Source organism: Aquimarina algiphila, assembly GCF_007489275.1.
GTDB classification, from domain to species: domain Bacteria; phylum Bacteroidota; class Bacteroidia; order Flavobacteriales; family Flavobacteriaceae; genus Aquimarina; species Aquimarina algiphila.
In genome coordinates, this window is the sequence record NZ_VLNR01000039.1 from 1 (window position 1) to 20,886 (window position 20,886).

Here is a 20,886-nt window from a genome sequence, read left to right on the forward strand (position 1 = left end):
TAAAAGACCACATTGGAGTCTTAATTTAAAAACACCTAATTTTATACATAACAAAAAATCCTGTGAAGCTAGCTTCACAGGACTAAATTAAATATCGTAAAATTGTCAACCTATTTTAGGACGACTCAAAGGATTGTATTATTTGCCAAAAAGCCCTCCAAGGCCACCTTTGTTCTTTCCTCCACTGCTTAATAGCATACCGGCAACATCATCAAGGATACTACCATCTCCATCGGCATCTAGAAAAGATTCAATCAGAGATTGCTCTTTTGAACCTTTTGCAGCACCTGACATATTTCCTAATAAGCTTGTTAAACCATTAGCATCACTAACATTATTCTGTGATGCTTGTTTTCCTAATACTCCCATAAGAATTGGAGCAGCTACTTTTAGAATCTGTCTAACAGAACCAGCGTCTATTCCAGATTTTTGACTTAGAGCGTTTTCAACAGCAGGTTGTTTCCCACCAAGGATGTGACCTAAAATTCCGGCACCATCATTGGTTACACTTTGATCAACACCACCTTCAAACAAACCTCCTAAGTTATCTAGGATACCACCAGAATGATTTCCAGAAAGCGCATTTAATAAACCAGAAGCACCTTCTGGGGTAGAAGCATTACGTTGCATTGCTCCCATTAGCACGGGCATGGCCATACTCAATAGTCCACTAGTTTTATCAGATGATTGTCCCGTTTGTGAACTTACACCATCAATAATTTGTTTGCCCATAGGGCTATTTAAGAGTTCTAAAATTCCAGACATAGTTGTTATAGTTTTTGTGAATCTAAATTTACATCTTTTATTAGTAGAATTTTATAAAGCCAATCATTTTATTTTGGTCAAAAATAGATGAAAGACCATTTCGCAAGATGAAATACAAAAAAAGGTCATTTCAGAAACTGAAATGACCTTTTAGCGTTAACACTTATATAATTATAATTAATTCAAGATTTTAATAATTTGTTCAGCTAATTCCTGTCCAATACGATCTTGTGCTTCTCCTGTAGCCGCTCCAATATGTGGTGTTAATGATATTTTATTGTTCATTAATACTTTTATTGCAGGGCTAGGTTCGTTTTCGAATACATCAAGACCAGCAAAACCTAATTTACCGTTCTCCAAAGCATCTACTAATGCTACTTCATCGATTACTCCTCCACGAGCGGCATTAATAATACCTGCACCATCTTTCATTTGCTCGATTTCTGGTTTTCCGATAATATATTCTTTTTGTGCTGGAACGTGTAAGGTAAAGAAATCAGCTTGTTTTAAAACTTCTTCTTTAGAAACAGTTTTAATTTTGAAGGTTAAAGATTGCCCGTCAAAGAAATCTACCGGAATTTCTATTTCTTCAATAAATGGATCGTATGCTATTACATTCATTCCAACTCCGATAGCTATTTTGGCAGTTGCTTGTCCAATTCGTCCTATACCTATAACTCCAAGGGTTTTTCCTCTTAGTTCGATACCACTTCCGTATGCTTTTTTAAGATTTTTGAATTTGCTGTCACCTTCTAAAGGCATATTACGGTTAGAATCGTGTAAAAAACGAACACTACCATATAAATGAGCAAATACTAATTCTGCAACAGATCCAGAAGATGCTGCTGGAGTATTAATTACATGTAATCCTTTTTCACGGGCATAGGCAACATCTATATTATCCATACCAACACCTCCACGGCCAATAATCTTAAGAGAAGGGCAGTTATCAATGATATCAGTTCTTACTTTGGTCGCACTACGAACAAGTAATACCGAAACTTGATTTTCATTAATATAATCTACTAATTGATCTTGAGCTACTGTCGTAGTCAAGACTTCAAATCCTTCTTTTTCCAAGGCTTCAATTCCGCTTTGTGATACTCCGTCGTTTGCTAATACTTTCATTATTTCTAAATCTTGTTTTTTTTATTTTAAATCTCCCGGGTGTTATGCTTTTCGTTCTAAATCTCCCATTACATCAACAAGAGCGGCAACGCTTTCCATAGTCATTGCATTATACATACTGGCTCTATATCCTCCAACACTTCTATGTCCATTCACTCCATTAATTCCTGCTTCTTTCCACATCGCATCAAATGTTTCTTTAAGATCTTCATTAACGAGTGTAAATGTAGCATTCATATTTGAACGATCTTCTTTTGCAGCAAATCCGTTAAATAATGGATTTAAGTCTATTTCAGAATAAATAAGTTTTGCTTTTTTCTCATTTAACTCTTCTATAGCGGCTATACCACCTAGTTTTTTAAGCCATCTAAGTGTAAGCATTGAAACATATACTGCAAAAACAGGAGGAGTATTAAACATACTCGCTTTGCTAATATGAACTTGATAATCTAACATAGAAGGAATTTGTCTTTCTATTTTACCAAGAATATCTTCTTTTACAACGACAAGAGTTGTTCCTGCAGGTCCCATATTCTTTTGCGCTCCCGCATAAATAAGACTAAACTGTGAAAAGTCTAATTGTCTAGAGAATATATCGCTACTCATATCACAAATAAGTGGAGCGTTTGATACAGGGAAATCTTTAATTTGAGTTCCAAAAATTGTATTGTTACTGGTACAGTGTATGTAATCTAAATTCTCAGGTATTTCAAATCCTTTTGGAATGTAATTGAAGTTTTTATCCTTAGAAGATGCAATTTCTATTACTTCTCCAAAAAGTTTGGCTTCTTTAACTGCTTTGTCACTCCAGCTACCAGTATTCATATATCCGGCATTGGATTGTAATAAGTTATACGCTACCATAAGGAATTGGGTACTTGCTCCTCCTTGAAGGAATAGTGCTTTGTATCCTTTACCTTCCAGACCTAGTAATTCTAAAGCCAGACTACGAGCTTCTTCCATTACGTCAACAAAATCTTTACTACGATGTGAAATTTCGATAATGGAAAGGCCTGAATTATTATAATCTAGAATAGCTTGAGAAGCTTCTTTAAATACTTCTTGTGGTAAAATACAGGGTCCAGCGCTAAAATTATGCTTTTTCATGTGCTAATGTTTATTGTTTTTAATGGCCACATGGAATCTTCTTTAACGATCAAAAACACCTTTTACAAAATTTGATAATAGTTGTTCTAATCGCTTCGGTTTCATCAGTAGTTTTTAATGTTGATAAATAGTATTATTTAATAGTGTTTTGACTCCTATAAAATAGGGTTGAAAAAACACCACAAAGGTGCTAATAATCTAATACAAATTCATTGTCAAAATGATAAATTATTTAATTAATTTTTGTCAAAAATTCAATAATGTCAATACTATCGGCATAATCTGAAAGCTTTGGGTGTTGAGTTTTTCCGAAATCAACAGTGTCATAAGGTAAATTAGAACCTACAATACACTGTATTTTTTCTTTATCAAGCTCTAGTTTTTGTGATAGGGATTCATTTGATTCATAAGTTTCATAGAATAATGTTGCAATAGGAGAACCATAACTTTCATCTTCTTTAATCATCAAAAAACCATTTTCTAATAATGTATAGTTACTCATCAGGTAAACTGCTTTATTATAATCATAATTATTAGCATATTTTGCCCCTTTGATAATATCTTGATATGGGTATATCGCTCTAAAAAAAACATCAAAATCATAGCCTTTAGGTACCATTAATTTAGACACGCTTCTGCATCCTAAACCAAAATATCTAAATATATCCTCTCCGAGAGCTTCAAGTTGCTGAGTCGTCTCATTTCCTGTTAGTACTGCAATAGAATTTCGATTTTTACGTATGATATTAGGGACATTACCAAAATAATGTTCAAAATACCTCGAAGTATTGTTACTACCTGTAGCAATAACGGCATCAAAATTTTTAAACTTTTCATTTGTAAAAGAAATGTAGGTCTCAAAATTTGGCTCTATGGCAATAAGATATGAAGATAAAAGAGGTAATAATTGATTATCATTAGAAGATTGTTTTACCAAGACCCGATGTCCCGAAATAAGAACAGAAAGGAAATCATGAAACCCGACCAATGGAATATTACCAGCCATAATAATTCCTATAGTTTTTGAATTAATTTCGTCTAATTCATAGTGAGAAACCCAGTCCAATAAATTCTCTTCTGTTAAGAGATTACTCCATTGCTGTATAGAAAAAAGAACATTTTCTTCTGTAAACCATCCATTATGGTGGACTGCATTGGTAATCTTGTGGGTCATTTCATCAAAAAAATCATTGGTATGAATAACAGAGTTAACTTTCTCGTAACCAGTAGATTTGAATTGACTAAGAAACTTTCCTAATTGAGAAAAAGCTTTGATACGATCATTTAATAACATTTCTTATTTGTTTATCACTAGTTTAGGAGTTATTTTTGTCTTGCAAATTTAGAATAAAAAAGAGCTATGGCAATTATAATAACGGATGAATGTATAAACTGTGGTGCTTGTGAGCCAGAATGCCCAAATACTGCAATTTATGAAGGAGCTGATGATTGGAGATATTCTGATGGTACAGATTTAGAAGGTGATGTGGTTCTTCCTGGAGGAAAAGCGGTAAATGCTGATGAGGCACAAGAACCTGTTAGTGATGAATTATATTATATAGTACCTGATAAATGTACTGAATGTAAAGGTTTTCATGAAGAACCACAATGTGCAGCTGTATGTCCTGTGGATTGCTGTGTACCAGATGAAGATATAGTAGAAACTGAAGAATTTTTATTGCAGAAACAAAGTTTCATGCATAAATAATATATTGTTTTTTGGAAAAAATTAAGAAAAACCTGTCTATTGGCAGGTTTTTTTATGGTCATTTTTCAAATTTTAGTACTTTCGCCATTAAATACAACCTCAAATCAAAACATGAAATTATGAAAAAAATAGTTTTCTTTATCTTATTTGCAACAATCTCTATTACTTCTTATGGACAATATAGATGGGAGGTTTCTGCTGGAGCAACCTTTTCTAAATTAAACCTTGATCAAGGTGAAACCTCTGGAGGCACTGGTTTTTTTGTTAATGCAGGATATGGATATGTGATGGGAGTGAGAGCTAGAACCAGTATTGTTTTTTCTTTAGACCTTTTACAACGTACTAGTGAAATAGAAGGAGTTGGTGATGCAGAGACATTACAAGTAGGATTTAATCCAAAATTTAGATATCTAACCGGAGAAGGTAAAGATAGATTTCGAGGATTCATTAATGTAGGTCCTTCATTTAGAGTAAATACAAAATTTGAAGTTGGTGGTGTTGAGCTGGAGGATGATGCTTATGAGAAATTAATTATTGGCGGAGTATACGGAGCTGGTTTTTCTCAAATGGTTGGTGAAATGTTTGATATCATAGCAGAAGTTGGTGTGATGAATGATTTTGTGGATAATATTACTGATACAGATAGTAAGTTTTTTGATATTTACGCAAGAGTGGGAGTTCGATTTAGAATCTATGATGCAAGACGTTAATATTAATATATTAGAATAAACTTTATAATCCTGCTTCGGCAGGATTTTTTATAGGTACATATCTATTTAATTTTTTGTAAATTAGTTACTTACAAAAAAGATAATTGGATGTCAAATTGGGGATATATAATAATTATAACTCTTGCAGTATACTTTGTTGCAAGTGTAGCCCTGTATTATTTACAAGAGTATTTCATTTTTAAACCAGAAAAACTAGATAAGGATTTTCAATTTCATTACAATAATCAAGTTGTAGAGGAGTATAATATAGAAACAAGAGATGGAGCAATAATAAATGGACTTCATTTTAAAGTAGACAATCCAAAAGGAATTGTTTTATATCTAAAAGGAAATTCTAAAAGTATAAAAGGGTGGGGGAAGTTTGCAGTGGATTTCACTAGACATAGATATGATGTTTTTATGCTAGACTATAGAGGTTTTGGTAAAAGCACTGGTAGACGTTCACTAAAAGCTATTAAACGAGATCTGCAATTTGTGTATAATATTATGAAAGAAAAAGTAGATGAGAAATACATTATTTTATATGGTAGATCGATGGGGTCTGGGTTTGCTGCAAAATTAGCATCTATAAATAATCCTAAAATGTTAATTCTAGATGCTCCATATTATAGTTTGAGTAAAGTAGCCGCAAAGTTTATTCCTTTTATGCCTGTCTCGCTGATTATGCGTTATCCTATACCAACCTATAAATGGCTTAAGTATGTAAATTGTCCTATTCATATTATACATGGAACCCAAGATAAATTGATTCCGTTTAAATCCAGTATTAAATTATCTAAAATCAAACCTAAACTTACCCGTTTATATACTGTAATAGGGGGAGGTCATAAAAACCTTAATAATTTTGAATCTTATCACAAGATGCTTGGAGAAATTATTAATTCTAAAATGAGACGTTTAAATCTTTCTGAGACTAGTATAGGGGTTGTGCATTCTTCAAAGAAACTAAATGCAGAAGCTTAGAAATATATTCCTATATGGTGTTTGCTTTTATGGTGTTGTTCTTTTACTGCTTTATTGTTTTCAGGAGAAAATTCTTTTTCAACCAGAAGAGCTTTCTAATAACTATACATTTCAATTCGAAGACCCTTTTAATGAGTTTTTTCTTAAAACTAATGATGGTAATCAGCTTAATGCAATTCATTTTACTACAAAAAAACCTAAAGGAGTTATTTTGTATTTTCACGGAAATAAAGGAAGTCTGAAACGTTGGGGTAACATTGCGTCTTTTTTTGTGAAAAAAAAATATGATGTAGTAGTTATGGATTACAGAGAATATGGGAAAAGTACGGGTAAGATTAGTGAGCAGGTATTGTATAAGGATGCTCAATTGTTTTATGATTATGTAAAAAACATATATCCTGAAAATCAAATTGTAGTATATGGTAGATCACTAGGTACAGGAATTGCAGCAAAAGTGGCCTCAGAAAACAATCCAAATCATTTGGTACTAGAAACCCCTTATTACAATATTAAAGATGTTGCAGAACATTGGTTTCCTTATTTTCCTGTTAGTTTTATATTAAAGTACAATTTACCATCAGATGTTTTTGTTAAGAAAGTAAGTTGTGATATAACCATATATCATGGGACAGAGGATAAGGTTGTTCCTTACCAATCAGGAGAACGCCTCTTTAAAAGTATCTCTATTTCTAATAAAAGAATGATAACGATTAAAGGAGGTGAGCATAATAATTTAATAGAATTTAATACATACCGTAGTACAATAGATGAAATTCTAAAAAATGACTAATACTAATTAATCATTTTTTTAGAAATCATATTAACTGTAAAGAAAAAAATTAGGTTTAATTCTTTAGTGTGCCATTAAAGCATCTCGGTAATCTTTTAAATCTGATATATTCATCTTGTTATTAAGACTTTTAGTCAAAGAAATAAGGTATTTAAGACTTTCTACTGGGTCTTTAACCGTATCGTTATCAGAGGATGTGGTTTCTTCATCAATTGGTTCATCATCAGGGATAGGTATAAGAAACGAATCATTCTCTTCTATATGCTCATAAGTATATCTAAGCACTTTTACTACAAGAGGCACTTGTTCTTCTAGAGCATATGTTCTTAATTCTTTAAGATCATCAATTAATGTGTCTGAATTGATACCTGTTTTTCCAAGGTCTTCAATAATTTTATCGACTAACTTGTTTGCTTTTTTATTTTCCAAAAGGGTAAAATTATAAAGATGATTAACTATTAATGATTGCAAATTTAAATTTTTCCTCACTTATGAGAAATCAATTATGAGTATTTATTTAATTTAACACTGTTTTTTTTATTTAAGATATTTTAACAATTGACTCGTTTTTGTGTAAAATACTGTTTTTCAGGTATTTAAAAGATATTACTTCAATCAATACTACTATTCCGGCTAAAGTTTGAGGTAAAACCGTAACCGTATATGCTCCAAACCTCTTTATCTTTGAAAAGTATTCCAATTACAATTTTTCCCTTACTTTTTTTGTTTTCCCCAACACTTACCTCCTTATCCTAAGGAGGTAAGTTCTTCTTATACCATTACGTAATGAGAATAAGAATCTAATTTTTTATTTGAAATTAAATCAAAAACTGCTTGAGATACAATGAAATTCTACCTTAAACAATTATTGACAGCTTACTTTTTGGGTTCTAATAAAATGATATTGTAATCAGAATTGATTCTAACAGAATCTTTAGATACATTTACTTCGATACCAGAATATTGATCAATTAAAGACATTCCTTCTGGAAAAATAGAATCAATTTTTATTGTTTTTTCTCCCTTAGGAAGATCTAAAGCTACCACAACTTTGTCAGAAATGTTGTTTTTATTGTATGTTCTAGAAAAAACATAAGGTGATTTTGAAATCATTTTGTGTTTTCCGCCTCCAATAGCAGGGTGGTTTTTTCTGAATACTCCTAATTTTTGCCAGTGAATCAACAAAGATTTGGTGTTACTATTAGAGATTGAATCCCAGTTCATATTAGATCTAAGGGTAGCATCGCCTTTGGTCCCTTCAATAATAAGAGGTCTTGCTATTTCATCTCCATAATATATCTGCGATATACCAGGCGTTAATAAAAGCTTGGTGGCAGATTCGTATGTTTTAGTGCGGTCCTTATCAAAAGGTTGTGAATCATCATGAGAACTAATATAGTTCATCACACTTTTTCCGATTAAATTTGTATTAAGGATGGTACTGTATTTGCTAAATAATTGTTCATAATCCTTCTGAGCAGCATCATATTTAAATTGAAAATTGATTAGATTATCAAATCCATTAGCAAAATAATCTACTTTTCTATCTCCAAAATCATAATATCGTTTTCCATCAACTCCGTAACCATATAGCTCGCCGATAATATAAAATTCATTCTCGTCAAGTATTTTATCAGGGTTTTTAGATTTCCATTCTGCAAACGCTAGTTTTGCTTGTTCTGCTAATACACTCCATGCACCTTCTTCTACATGCTTAACTGTGTCAACACGATATCCATCTATTCCTAGTTCTCTAACATAATCTGTTAACCATTTAATGATATAATTCTTAGGAGATCTTTTTAAGCCAGTTTTAGTGAAGAAAACATCTATTTCTGCAAGTTCTATTTCTAATGTTCCTTCTTTTTTCCATTTGTTTAATAGTATGGCGGGTAATCCTACATTTTCATCACTTTCTGTTTTAACATCCGGAAGATTTTCTACCAATGTACAAGCAACTGTACTTTTATAATCTTTAAAAGCGCATTTTGGAGAAGTACGTACCCAATTATCTGGCCATACAGGGTCTTTATCTGTAACAGGGCCAGTGTGATTCAATACGACATCCATGAGTATTCGTATTCCGTTCTTATGGGCAATTTCAACTAATTTTTTTAAATCTTTATACGTACCAAAATTTGGATCAATCTTAGTCCAGTCTTTTGTCCAATACCCATGAAATGCATATGTGTTTCCGGTTCCTTCATCCACGCTTTCATGTACTTGTTCTACCACAGGGTTAAACCAAATAGCATTAATTCCCAGTTTCTTAAAATATCCATCTTCTATCTTTTGAATAACCCCTCTGATGTCTCCTCCTTCAAAACCTCGTAGTTTTCCTGTTTCTTTTGTTCTTTCTAAAGATTCATCATTATTAGGATTTCCATTGTTAAACCTATCGGTAAGTAAAAAATAAACATTAGATCCTTCCCAAATGAATGGTAATGTTTTTGAAGTATTTGGCTTTTTAATACTATCATTTGAGGTAGTTGATGTAGTGTTTTTCTCTTTTTTTGAATCATTATTACATCCAGCGGTTACAAATAAAAATAGAAAAGCGGTAATTATTATATGTCTCATAAGTATGTGGTGGTTTAAAGTGCTAATCTATAAAAAGTCTCATAAAAATATGGGGAAGAAGAATTGCGAAATTAATAAAAATGGAATCAAAACAATTTGGTGTTATTATGATAATCGAACTATGAATGTGAAGAATTGATGTGAATTATTTTTATTTTTTTAGGAAAATACTGTTCCTTTGGGATCTAAATGATCAAGAATGACCAAAATTAAAGCCTGGATCTCGGCTGCACGTCTGCGAACATTACCCTTATCGGTATCTGGAATAATTGTAGGTTCTGCCTTGGGATATCAAAGTTTTATAGGGACAGGTATTTTTTGGCTTGCTATAGCTACTACTTTAGGGTTACAAATACTTTCTAATTTTGCTAATGATTATGGCGATGGAGTAAAAGGAACGGATAATGAGGATAGGGTTGGCCCGCAAAGAGCTTTACAAAGTGGAGCAATTTCTAAAAAAGAAATGTTTAGAGGGATCATAATTACTGCTTTAATAACTTTAGGAGTATCTATTGCTTTGATTTATGTCTCCTTTGGAGCAGCCAATTTTTTGTATTCAATATTCTTTTTTCTTTTAGGATTAGCTTCTATCGTCGCAGCTATAAAATATACCATGGGTAGTTCTGCTTATGGATATAAAGGACTAGGAGACATTTTTGTATTTATATTTTTTGGATTGGTAAGTGTGGTAGGTTGTTATTTTTTATTTACTAAGCATTTAAGTTTTCTTATTTTTCTTCCTGCCATAACTATTGGATTATTAAGTGCAACGGTATTAAATCTTAACAATATGAGAGATCATAATAGTGATAAAAAAGCAGGGAAAAATACACTTGTTGTAAAATTAGGGATCAATCGTGCAAAGAAATACCACCTTTCATTACTAATACTTGCTATGCTATCCATGTTGCTTTATCTTTTACTCACCTATGATCATTGGGTAAATTTATTATTTCTTTTATCATTTATTCCTTTATTGATACATATCAAAAAAGTGATCAATACTAAAAATACAGAACTATTGGATCCAGAACTTAAAAAAGTAGCTTTAACAACATTTTTGCTTTCTATTTTGTTCAGTCTCGGTCAGATTTTATAATTTTCGTATTACTTAAAAGTATTTCACACATGAAAATTACATTTTACGGGCAGAACACCCTACTTGTTAAGATTAATGATATCAATATATTAATTGATCCGTTTATATCTGGAAACCCACTATCAAAAGATAAAATAGCTATCGATGATATAAAAGTTGATTATATCCTACTTACACATGCACATGAAGATCATGTTCTTGATGCAGAAGCTATAGCTAAAAATAATAATGCAACAATCGTTTCTAATTATGAAATAGCTATGTATTATCAAAATCGAGGTATTCAGGTTCATCCTATGAACCATGGGGGAAATTGGAATTTTGAATTTGGAAAAGTGAAGTATGTTAATGCTATTCATACCAGTAGTTTTGCTGATGGAACCTATGGAGGACAACCTGGTGGATTTATAATTGAAGGAGAGCACAAGACCATTTATATTGCTGGAGATACTGCTTTAACAATGGATATGAAACTAATTCCAATGTATACAAAGTTAGATTTAGCAATATTACCGATTGGTGATAATTTTACCATGGGAGTTGATGATGCTATTATAGCCAGCGATTTTGTTGAATGTGATAAAATTTTAGGAGTACATTATGATACCTTTGGATATATAGAAATTGATCATGATGAAGCAAAACGAAAGTTTTTTGAAAGAAATAAAGATCTTATGTTATTAGAAATAGGTTCAAGCATTGAATTATAATGATCGCTAAATACCATAAACATATTCTGGAGTTTAAAAGACCAAGTGGTACTTCCAGAGGAGTTTTGAAAACTAAGGAAACATGGTTTATAACTCTAATAGATGGAATGAAAAATGGGGTAGGGGAATGTGGTATTCTAAGAACATTAAGTATAGATGATCGATCTGATTATGAAGAAAAACTTAAATGGACTTGTGAGCATATACATTTAGGTGTGGATAAATTATGGGAAGAGTTGATCGAATTTCCTAGTATTCAATTTGGAGTAGAAATGGCTTTTAAATCCCTGCATAGTGATTCTCCGTTTGTATTATTTCCTTCAAAATTTACTTTAAACCAAGATGATATTTCTATTAATGGACTCATTTGGATGGGAACCAAAGAATTTATGCGTGAGCAAATAGTGGATAAATTAAACCAGGGATTTAATTGCATAAAAATGAAGATCGGTGCTATCGACTTTGAAACTGAGTTAAACTTGTTATCCTATATAAGATCACAGTTTTCACCAGAACAAATAGAGTTAAGAGTTGATGCTAATGGTGCTTTTAAACCCCAGAATGCATTAAAAATATTAGACCGTCTTTCGATCTATGATTTACATAGTATAGAACAACCCATACGACAAGGTCAGTACGAAGAAATGAAGAACTTATGTGAAAAAACCCGATTGCCTATTGCTTTGGATGAGGAATTAATTGGTGTTTTTGATGTAACGGAAAAGAAAAAAATGTTACAAACTATACAACCACAATATATCATTCTTAAACCAAGTTTGATAGGTGGCTTTAAAGGGACTATGGAGTGGATTTCAATAGCAGAAGACCTCAATATTGGTTGGTGGATCACTAGCGCATTAGAAAGTAATATAGGTCTGAATGCAATTGCCCAATTTACGTACACATTACAAAACAAAATGCCTCAGGGGTTAGGTACGGGAGGTTTGTACACCAATAATATTGATTCTCCCTTGGTTGTTGATCAAGGAACTTTAATCTATGATCAAAATAAAGATTGGGCTATAGATTTTTTTAATTAAATATAGAGTATAATTATATGTATATCACACAAGGAAGACAAGGAAAATTAGGAATGTGGAAATATTTGCCGATCCCGATAGTGTTTATGGGATTAATGGGGTTTAATTATTTGGCAATAAAACTAATGGGAATTGATATTGCTTCTATAATGGAAAAAGAAATCCTTACAAAAGGAAAAAATAGATTTTTTGCAGAAAATATGGCATTTTTTGTGGTTTTATTAGGTGGTTTGTTTTTTTGGGTTAGGTATGTTCATCAACAAAGTCTTTTATCACTTACTACTAGTAGGAAAAAAGTAGATTGGGGGCGTATTTTCTTCATTTTTATTCTGATGGCCTCATTTATTATTATTTCTACACTAATTGTATATTTTGTGACTCCAGAAAACTATGAGATTAATTTTAAGCCTATTCCGTTTCTTATTCTTACGGCTATTGCTTTGATATTAGTTCCTATACAGACAAGTTTTGAAGAGTACTTTTTCAGAGGATACCTAATGCAAGGGTTGGGGTTAGCTTTTAGGAATAAATGGATGCCATTATTTTTAACATCTATACTTTTTGGTGTTATGCATATTGCTAATCCCGAGGTGGATAAAATAGGGCCTATATTGATGATTTACTATATAGGCACAGGTCTTTTCTTAGGTATTATTACTTTAATGGATGAAGGGATTGAATTAGCATTAGGTTTTCATGCGGCTAATAATTTAGTAACAGTTCTTTTAGTAACTGCAGATTGGACGGCATTACAGACAGACTCTATATTTCTAGATAAATCTGATCCAACTTCTGGATATGAAATCTTACTACCTATTTTAGTGATTTTTCCAATGTTCTTATTCATATTGTCAAAAAAATATAAATGGACAGGGTGGAAAGATAAACTTTTTGGATCCTTGAATACATTTAATAATGTTCAAGAAGAGGCTTCTGGGATAACAGAATAATAATATACTGTTTACACACTGTTAACCTGTGGATATACTAGAAAATTGAAATTTGAGTATGCAAACTGATAGCGAATTTTCTTTACCAGAAATACACCAGAGTTTTTCAATAAACAAGAACTCCTTGGATAAGGAAGGACTAAGGTATTTTGCCTATAATTTTGTAAAAGATGGAGAAGTATATGAACAGGATGCAGGAAACTTTTTATTAGATTGGTTAAATGAAAAAGATCATATAATTGTACAAACATCTGGATCTACCGGGAAACCAAAAAAGATTAAGGTGTTCAAGAAACATATGATTAATAGCGCAAGAGCTACCGGTAAATTTTTTAAAGCAGAAGAAGGTACAACAGCGTTATTATGTCTTCCCGCAAATTATATAGCCGGTAAAATGATGCTGATAAGGGCAATGGTACTAGGATGGAAGATAGATTTAGTCCCTCCAAAAACAATTCCTCTTGATACAGTTTATAAGCAATATGATTTTTGCGCTATGGTCCCTTTGCAATTAGATAATTCTTTAAACAGGCTTCATTTGATTAAAAAGTTAATCGTAGGAGGGGGACCTGTTTCAGAAAACCTAAAAGAACTTGTTCAAGGTATTAAGACTAAAATATTTGAAACTTATGGTATGACCGAAACGGTATCTCATATTGCCGCACGTAGGATAAATCCAAAGAAAAAAGATAAAAAAGATGCTAATTTTTTTAAAGCATTACCCAATATAACGCTGAACATAGATAATAGAAATTGCCTAGTTATTAAAGCTCCTCAGCTCAATGAAGAAACTATCATTACCAATGATGTTGTAGAACTTAAAACATATAAAAAATTTTTGTGGAAAGGACGACATGATAATGTAATTAATAGTGGAGGAGTAAAGTTATATCCAGAAGAGATAGAAACAAAATTACAGTTATTAATTGGACATCGTTTTTTTATTACCAGTGTACCAGATGATGCATTAGGTGATAAAGTAATTTTACTCATAGAACGTGATTATGATAAAATTGCATATCTCACACTTCGGGAAGGAATACAAAATTTAAATACCCTAAACAAATACGAAATCCCAAAAGAAATTCATTTCCTCCCTCAATTTATAGGAACAGAAAATGGAAAAGTACAAAGAAAGCAAACAGTAGAGTTAGCTTTAAATTCTAAATTCTAATCTGAATTTTAAGGAATATTAAAATTAATTATATCCTTTTTACTCATCAGAAAGCCTACTTCACTCATTTTTGATTGCTAGCCCATAGAAGAACATTTAGTTTTAGTTTGTAATTAAAAACTATCCACTATGAAACTATTAAATTATATGTTTTTATTCTTCTTTTCTATAGGAGTTTTAAATGCACAAGAAATAAAAGTTACAGGAAAAGTAACGGATAATCAAAATTTAGCTTTACCAGGGGTTAATATTTTGATCAAGGGCAGTCATAAAGGAGTACAAACCGATTTTGATGGAAACTATACTATTCTTGCACATATAGGGGATACATTGATGTATTCTTATCTTGGATATGAAACCGAAGAAAAGAAAGTAGACTCCCAATCTACTACTATGCATGTAACTATGCAAGTGTCTGCTGCTCAATTAGAAGAAGTAGTAGTTGTAGGCTACGCACCAGTATATAAAAGACAAATCACCGCTTCTGCTACTGTAGTGTCTAGTGAAAGTATTTCTCGTAAACCTAGAAAACGTAGACGGAAACTATCGCGAAAACAAACTATTAATAAGGGGTATACAAATCAGAATAATAGTACGATTAGAATTCGTGGAATGAATTCAATTTCAAATGCTAATCAACCATTATATGTAGTTGATGGAGTACCTGTAAATAGTAGGGATATTGCTTTAGTAAAAGCTATAAAACCAGAGAATATTATAAAAACTGAAGTACTTAAAAATAAAAAAGCGTCTGCGATTTATGGCAGTCGAGCATCAGGTGGAGTAGTCTTGATTACTACAAAATCGGGCAATTATAAAGTGCAGAATGATGAATCATACAAAGAGATTATAGAAAATGATTTTAAAAGAGTCAATTTATCTCCTCTGTCTACTTTTTCTATAGATGTAGATAAAGCATCTTATAGTAATATTCGAAGAATGATCAATAATGGAACTAATATTCCTGCAGATGCAGTTAAAATTGAAGAAATGATTAATTATTTTGATTATGAGTATGAACAACCTACAGGAAAACATCCTTTTGCAATTCATACAGAATATACATCGACTCCATGGAATGCAAAAACTCAATTGGTTAAGATCGGATTAAAAGGAAAAGAGATTCCGCAAAATGAGATCCCTCCTTCCAATCTTGTGTTTTTAATTGATGTGTCTGGATCTATGAGTAATAGTAACAAATTACCATTACTTAAGAAGGCATTTAAACTCTTGGTAAAGCAATTAAGAGAGAAAGATAAGGTTTCAATTGTGGTATATGCAGGAGCAGCAGGAATGGTATTAAAACCTACATCGGGTGCAAATAAGCAAGAAATCAATCAAGCTTTACAAAATCTTCAGGCAGGAGGTTCTACAGCAGGAGGAGAGGGAATTCAATTAGCATATAAAATAGCTAAAGAAAACTTTATAAAAAACGGAAATAATAGAGTAATTCTTGCTACAGATGGGGATTTTAATGTTGGAATAAGTAGTGATAAGGAAATGAAAGATTTAATCGAAGAAAAACGAAAATCAAATGTATTTCTTACATGCCTAGGATTTGGTATGGGAAACTATAAGGATAGTAAATTAGAAACATTGGCAGATAAAGGGAATGGAAATCATGCATACATTGATACAATGCAAGAAGCACAACGAGTATTGGGTAAAGAATTTGGAGGCACGTTATATACTATTGCTAAGGATGTGAAAATACAAGTTGAGTTTAACCCGGGAAAAGTACAAGCATATCGTTTAATCGGATATGAAAATAGACTTCTGGAAGATGAAGATTTTGTAGATGATACAAAAGATGCTGGAGAATTAGGAAGTGGTCATACAGTTACAGCACTTTATGAAGTAGTTCCCGTAGGAGTAAAAAGTGAATATGTTAAGGATGTTGCAAATCTAAAATATACAGATTCAAAAATGAATACAGATTATGGAGATGAGCTATTAACAGTAAAATTTAGATATAAAAAGCCGAAGGAAAGAAAAAGTATCGAAATGATTCATGTTTTAAAAACCGATAATAAATCTTCTGTTTCACAAGACTTTAATTTTGCAGCCTCTGTAGCTTGGTTTGGAATGAAATTAAGAAATTCAAAATATATTGAAAATGAGGATCTTAATACTATAATTTCTTTAGCCAGAACAAACAAAGAAAAAGATGATCAGGGATATAAAGCAGAATTTGTAAGATTGATGAATAGTTATAATGGATTATAAAGGGTTAGAATAAATGATTGAATATGAATAGACACTTGCAAAACATTGCAGGTGTCTCTTTTTTGTAATACATTTAATTTTTAATACACCTTATTAATTACCTCACACTAATCTTACAATGAAAAACCTCATTTTAGTCACGATATTTCTTTTTAGCATAACTATTCAATCACAAATCCTTAAGCAAAGAGAAAGAGCGGCAGCTATTGATATGGTTCTAAAAGAAAGGTTTGATAATCTCTTACCTCAATTGATGGATAGAACAGAGTTTGATATGTGGATTTTGATTTCACGAGAGTATAATGAAGACCCTGTGCTTAAAACAATGCTACCCGCAACATGGTTGAATGCCAGAAGAAGGACAATATTAGTTTTTTATAGAGATAAAGTCAAGAATACTATAGAAAAAATGGCCGTAGCTAGATATAGTGTAGGTAAAAATATTGATTCTGCATGGGATAAAGAGAAGCAACCTGATCAATGGAAAGCACTGATCGATATCATCTCAAAAAGAAATCCTCAAAAAATAGGAATTAATTACTCTAAAGACTTTGGGATATTAGATGGTATTGTAAAAACGGACTATGAAGAGTTTATGGAGGCATTACCACAAGAATATAAATCTCGAGTGGTTTCTGCTGAGAAGTTAGCCATTGCCTGGATAGAAACTCGTACTCAACAAGAGATGGAAATATATAAAGAGTTGGTAAAGATTACTCATGATATTATTGAAGAAGCATTTAGCACTTCGGTAATACAACCAGGAACTACAACTACAGATGATGTAGTGTGGTGGTTAAGACAAAAAGTAACCGATATGGGATTAAAAACATGGTTTCATCCTACAGTAGATATTCAACGATCTGGCGAAGTACTTAAAAGTCATATCGTTTCCTTTTCTGACCGACCAAAAGATAAAGTAATTAGACCTGGTGATTTGATTCATTGTGATTTTGGAATTACGTATTTGAGGTTAAATACAGATTGTCAACAACATGCTTATATTTTAAGAAACGAAGAAACTTCCCCTCCAGAGTCTTTGGTTAAAGCTTTTACAGATGGAAATAGAGTGCAGGATATTTTTACATCAAATTTTGAAACAGGGAAGACAGGAAATGAGATATTACTGAAATCCCTGGAGCAAGGAAAAACAGAAGGGCTAAAACCATCAATATATACTCATCCACTAGGGTTATATGGACATTCTGCTGGACCTACTATTGGTATGTGGGACTCTCAAGGAGGAGTTCAAGGAACGGGAGATTACCAATTGTATGAAAATACGGTATATGCTATCGAACTGAATACCACAGTCAATCTACCAGAATGGAAGAAAGATATTCGTATTATGCTTGAAGAAGCAGGCTTTTGGGGAGAATCAGGTTTTAGGTATGTAAATGAAAGACAGACAGAGTTGATCACAATTCCCAAACGTTAATTTATTTCAATCTTTTCATAGTAGAGTATATAAAAAAGGTTTTTTAGCTATTTTCGCGCTTTCAAATTAATCAACTCTGTTTATGAAGCACTTATTTACATTTTTATTTTTAAGTATAATCTTTTTCGGATGCAGTTCTGATGATGATCCAATAGTTGATGAACCAGATGGTAATGAAGTTGTTGGGGAAGAAGATACAATTTTATTAACTGTATCTAGAGGAGCAAATTCTAGTCTTAGATTTAATGAAGAAATTAAAGACCTTAGTCTAGAAGCTATTATAACTGGAGAAGATGGTACTATTTTGGCAAGAAATAGTATAGAAACAAATACAGAGGTTAAATTAGAAGCAGAATACGATAAGAATAAACCATACCATTTACATTTTGTACTTAGATATATTGAATCTGATACAGAACCAGAATTTAGATATGAAAATGTTGTAAGATATTTTGTTCAGACTTTTCTTGATGTCGCTAACCGTGAATACTTTTATGATCTTGATATAGATCGAGGAACAGCTATAGGAACTGCAGAACTAAAATTTGAAAATGTACCGTTTAGTTTCTTAAATGCATCCCATAGCACTAGTTTTGGAAGTTCTACATCAAGCAGTTTACCTATTGTGGATAATAGACTCAATTTTGAGATAAAAGTTAAACAGAATGGTGTTAACACGGTTTATGCTTATGCTCAAAGTGAAGATCCTGGTAACGAGGATTTTAGGTACACAAGACAAGAGCTAAGTAATGGACAGTTGGTTAGTTTGGATTATAACACTTTACCAAAAGCGAAACAAGTTAAAATTAATTTCCCTGATTTAAGTTCTTCAAATTCAACATTTAGAAGGTTTACTAGTAGTATATCTGGTGTTGATTTATCAAAAAACACAGATTTTTTTAGATTTGATAGTAGTTTATTATTTGCAACGGATGAGCTATCAAAAGAATTTTTTTTACCAGAGAATATTTTTGAAAGATATTCATTTTTTGGAACAGCATCATATGATAATTTTATTACTCATACTAGGGATTTTTATACCACTATTAATGATATTCCTAAAATGTATGTTCCATCCAGTTTAAATGCTTCTATAACTAATAACTCTTTCCTATCATATCAAGCTACAGTGACGGGTGAGTATGATTATTTCAATTTTGCTGCAGGATATAGTGATGGGGATAATATATTATCGACTACTAAAAGATTTAATTGGGTAATCTATAATGGTGCTACGCCATCAATATCAATTACATTAAAAGATTTGATTTCAGAATTTATTAAAAAAGAAGATGGTTTTAATATTACAGCTGAGAACCTCGGAACTCCACAATTATCTATTTATAAAAGCTCAGAAATTAATAGTAAAGACGATTTTATAGATATGGTAATTAATAGAAATCGCTCAAAAAATCTAAGAAATATACCCTATGAAAGATGGATATCTGTTGATAGGGTAGACTCTAGAACATTAAATAAACACTTCTCAATTGATAATAAATATTCAAAAGAATATGAAGACGATTATTTAAATTAAAAAGTGTTTTTATTTTTTTGAATAAACTACAGATGCAAAAACTCCAATTATTAGATTTCTAACAATTGGAGTTTTTAATTAAATCATAGGATAATGATTTATCCTAATTTTTTATCCCTTTAGAAAGCACATAAATCAGGTATGTAAAAACCATTTACCGTTGCACCACATCTTCCGCAATGGCAGTCACTATCATTCATTCCAACATGGTCGGAATTCTGGACATACGACTCCCAAAAAACCAGCATTAATTGATTTTTGGTCTTCTTTTTTAAGAATTGTGACTTTTTCTAAATTTAAAATGTTCTTAATCATTGCGTAAAATTTTAGATGTTAATTTAAATTAGTTTTATCCCTTACTAATTTTGAAATTCCTTAAAATCTTGCAAATAAAAAAAATATAAATTAATATTCTATATTTTATCCAGTTACAATGATGAGCATTATTATATATTGAAAATAGTAATAAACAAAATAGGTTGTTATAGTTTATACATGATATTGATAAATTCGGACTTATTTATGTAAATTGTTTGATCAGTATTAGTATGCCAATACCTCCAAAAATAATTCCCCAATATTGCATCTTAATCCAAAAGAGGCTGTGATTTGGTTTTATAATAATTTCTTGCCCTGTTTGCTTGTCTATTACAATTCTCCCATCAGATTCATTCCATTTTTTACCCATGAACCAACTAAAAACTCCAGCTACGAAGAGTCCAATAATATAGGCATAATCACTTTGTTCTTTTGGCAAAATAGATGTAAATACGACAAGGATCACGGCCAATACTAATACCGAAAGGAATCCTCTTCCTGACCATACTATCATTTCTTAAATATTTTTAATGATACCTACTCCTTTTTTTAAGTCCTTTTTCGGTAAGTTCAGACTTTGGTATATTTAATTATGAAAGTAAAATAATCATAATCAATATCC

The 20,886-nt window shown here is 31.6% G+C and carries 20 protein-coding genes; 12 read left to right on the forward strand and 8 right to left on the reverse strand.

Annotated elements, in window-relative coordinates; all coding sequences use genetic code 11:
* Positions 1-138: 138 nt before the first annotated feature.
* The 4 genes from FOF46_RS17565 to FOF46_RS17580 form a co-directional block, all read right to left on the reverse strand.
* The gene (locus FOF46_RS17565) at positions 139-765 is read right to left on the reverse strand and encodes a DUF937 domain-containing protein (protein WP_143917361.1); all 627 of its coding nucleotides are present in this window, start codon (positions 763-765) and stop codon (positions 139-141) included.
* Positions 766-942: 177 nt separating this feature from the next.
* The gene (locus FOF46_RS17570; protein WP_143917362.1) at positions 943-1,893 is read right to left on the reverse strand and encodes a D-2-hydroxyacid dehydrogenase; all 951 of its coding nucleotides are present in this window, start codon (positions 1,891-1,893) and stop codon (positions 943-945) included.
* Positions 1,894-1,935: 42 nt separating this feature from the next.
* Entirely contained in the window at positions 1,936-3,000 is a 1,065-nt protein-coding gene (gene serC, locus FOF46_RS17575; RefSeq protein ID WP_109434899.1) for a 3-phosphoserine/phosphohydroxythreonine transaminase, read from the reverse strand.
* A gap of 232 nt (positions 3,001-3,232) precedes the next feature.
* Positions 3,233-4,294 carry an acyl-CoA reductase gene (locus FOF46_RS17580; RefSeq protein WP_109434900.1) on the reverse strand — a complete coding sequence of 354 codons (1,062 nt, stop codon included), beginning with the start codon at positions 4,292-4,294 and terminating at the stop codon, positions 3,233-3,235.
* 66 nt (positions 4,295-4,360) lie between these two features.
* Between FOF46_RS17580 and FOF46_RS17585 the strand changes: the two genes are divergently transcribed.
* The 4 genes from FOF46_RS17585 (at position 4,361) to FOF46_RS17600 (ending at position 7,192) form a co-directional block, all read left to right on the forward strand.
* Positions 4,361-4,708: a 4Fe-4S dicluster domain-containing protein gene (locus tag FOF46_RS17585; RefSeq protein ID WP_109434901.1), complete on the forward strand. Its 348-nt coding sequence runs from the start codon at positions 4,361-4,363 to the stop codon at positions 4,706-4,708.
* Positions 4,709-4,827: 119 nt separating this feature from the next.
* Positions 4,828-5,418: an outer membrane beta-barrel protein gene (locus FOF46_RS17590; RefSeq protein WP_143917363.1), complete on the forward strand. Its 591-nt coding sequence runs from the start codon at positions 4,828-4,830 to the stop codon at positions 5,416-5,418.
* Positions 5,419-5,526: 108 nt separating this feature from the next.
* Complete coding sequence (locus FOF46_RS17595) at positions 5,527-6,402, forward strand: alpha/beta hydrolase (RefSeq protein WP_109434903.1); 876 nt, start codon at positions 5,527-5,529, stop codon at positions 6,400-6,402.
* On the forward strand, positions 6,389-7,192 hold the full coding sequence (locus FOF46_RS17600) for an alpha/beta hydrolase (RefSeq protein ID WP_143917364.1): 804 nt from the start codon (positions 6,389-6,391) through the stop codon (positions 7,190-7,192). Before FOF46_RS17595 ends, FOF46_RS17600 begins: the two co-directional genes overlap by 14 nt.
* A 63-nt stretch (positions 7,193-7,255) precedes the next feature.
* On the opposite strand, the gene FOF46_RS17605 is transcribed toward FOF46_RS17600, so the two are convergent.
* Both FOF46_RS17605 and FOF46_RS17610 read right to left on the reverse strand, forming a co-directional pair.
* Positions 7,256-7,621, reverse strand: a complete 366-nt coding sequence (locus FOF46_RS17605; RefSeq protein ID WP_109434905.1) for a hypothetical protein — start codon at positions 7,619-7,621, stop codon at positions 7,256-7,258.
* 447 nt (positions 7,622-8,068) lie between these two features.
* A complete protein-coding gene (locus FOF46_RS17610; RefSeq protein WP_143917365.1) occupies positions 8,069-9,772 on the reverse strand; it encodes an alpha-amylase family glycosyl hydrolase in 1,704 nt (567 codons plus the stop codon).
* A 199-nt stretch (positions 9,773-9,971) separates the two neighbouring features.
* Here FOF46_RS17610 and menA point away from each other — a divergent pair, with 199 nt between their 5' ends.
* The 8 genes from menA (at position 9,972) to FOF46_RS17650 (ending at position 19,946) form a co-directional block, all read left to right on the forward strand.
* Positions 9,972-10,871: a 1,4-dihydroxy-2-naphthoate octaprenyltransferase gene (gene menA / locus FOF46_RS17615; protein ID WP_143917366.1), complete on the forward strand. Its 900-nt coding sequence runs from the start codon at positions 9,972-9,974 to the stop codon at positions 10,869-10,871.
* Between the two features lie 29 nt (positions 10,872-10,900).
* On the forward strand, positions 10,901-11,581 hold the full coding sequence (locus FOF46_RS17620; RefSeq protein WP_143917367.1) for a metal-dependent hydrolase: 681 nt from the start codon (positions 10,901-10,903) through the stop codon (positions 11,579-11,581).
* Positions 11,581-12,621: an o-succinylbenzoate synthase gene (locus tag FOF46_RS17625; RefSeq protein WP_143917368.1), complete on the forward strand. Its 1,041-nt coding sequence runs from the start codon at positions 11,581-11,583 to the stop codon at positions 12,619-12,621. Before FOF46_RS17620 ends, FOF46_RS17625 begins: the two co-directional genes overlap by 1 nt.
* Positions 12,622-12,638: 17 nt before the next feature.
* A complete protein-coding gene (locus tag FOF46_RS17630; protein WP_143917369.1) occupies positions 12,639-13,571 on the forward strand; it encodes a CPBP family intramembrane glutamic endopeptidase in 933 nt (310 codons plus the stop codon).
* A 58-nt stretch (positions 13,572-13,629) separates the two neighbouring features.
* Positions 13,630-14,745 carry an AMP-binding protein gene (locus FOF46_RS17635; RefSeq protein WP_109434911.1) on the forward strand — a complete coding sequence of 372 codons (1,116 nt, stop codon included), beginning with the start codon at positions 13,630-13,632 and terminating at the stop codon, positions 14,743-14,745.
* A gap of 129 nt (positions 14,746-14,874) precedes the next feature.
* On the forward strand, positions 14,875-16,971 hold the full coding sequence (locus FOF46_RS17640) for a VWA domain-containing protein (protein ID WP_143917370.1): 2,097 nt from the start codon (positions 14,875-14,877) through the stop codon (positions 16,969-16,971).
* Between the two features lie 118 nt (positions 16,972-17,089).
* The gene (locus tag FOF46_RS17645; protein WP_143917371.1) at positions 17,090-18,409 is read left to right on the forward strand and encodes a M24 family metallopeptidase; all 1,320 of its coding nucleotides are present in this window, start codon (positions 17,090-17,092) and stop codon (positions 18,407-18,409) included.
* An 82-nt stretch (positions 18,410-18,491) separates the two neighbouring features.
* Positions 18,492-19,946: a hypothetical protein gene (locus tag FOF46_RS17650; protein ID WP_143917372.1), complete on the forward strand. Its 1,455-nt coding sequence runs from the start codon at positions 18,492-18,494 to the stop codon at positions 19,944-19,946.
* A gap of 192 nt (positions 19,947-20,138) precedes the next feature.
* On the opposite strand, the gene FOF46_RS32960 is transcribed toward FOF46_RS17650, so the two are convergent.
* Positions 20,139-20,261: a hypothetical protein gene (locus FOF46_RS32960; protein ID WP_262713258.1), complete on the reverse strand. Its 123-nt coding sequence runs from the start codon at positions 20,259-20,261 to the stop codon at positions 20,139-20,141.
* 205 nt (positions 20,262-20,466) lie between these two features.
* Entirely contained in the window at positions 20,467-20,778 is a 312-nt protein-coding gene (locus FOF46_RS17655; RefSeq protein ID WP_143917373.1) for a ribonuclease H family protein, read from the reverse strand.
* Positions 20,779-20,886 lie beyond the last annotated feature (108 nt).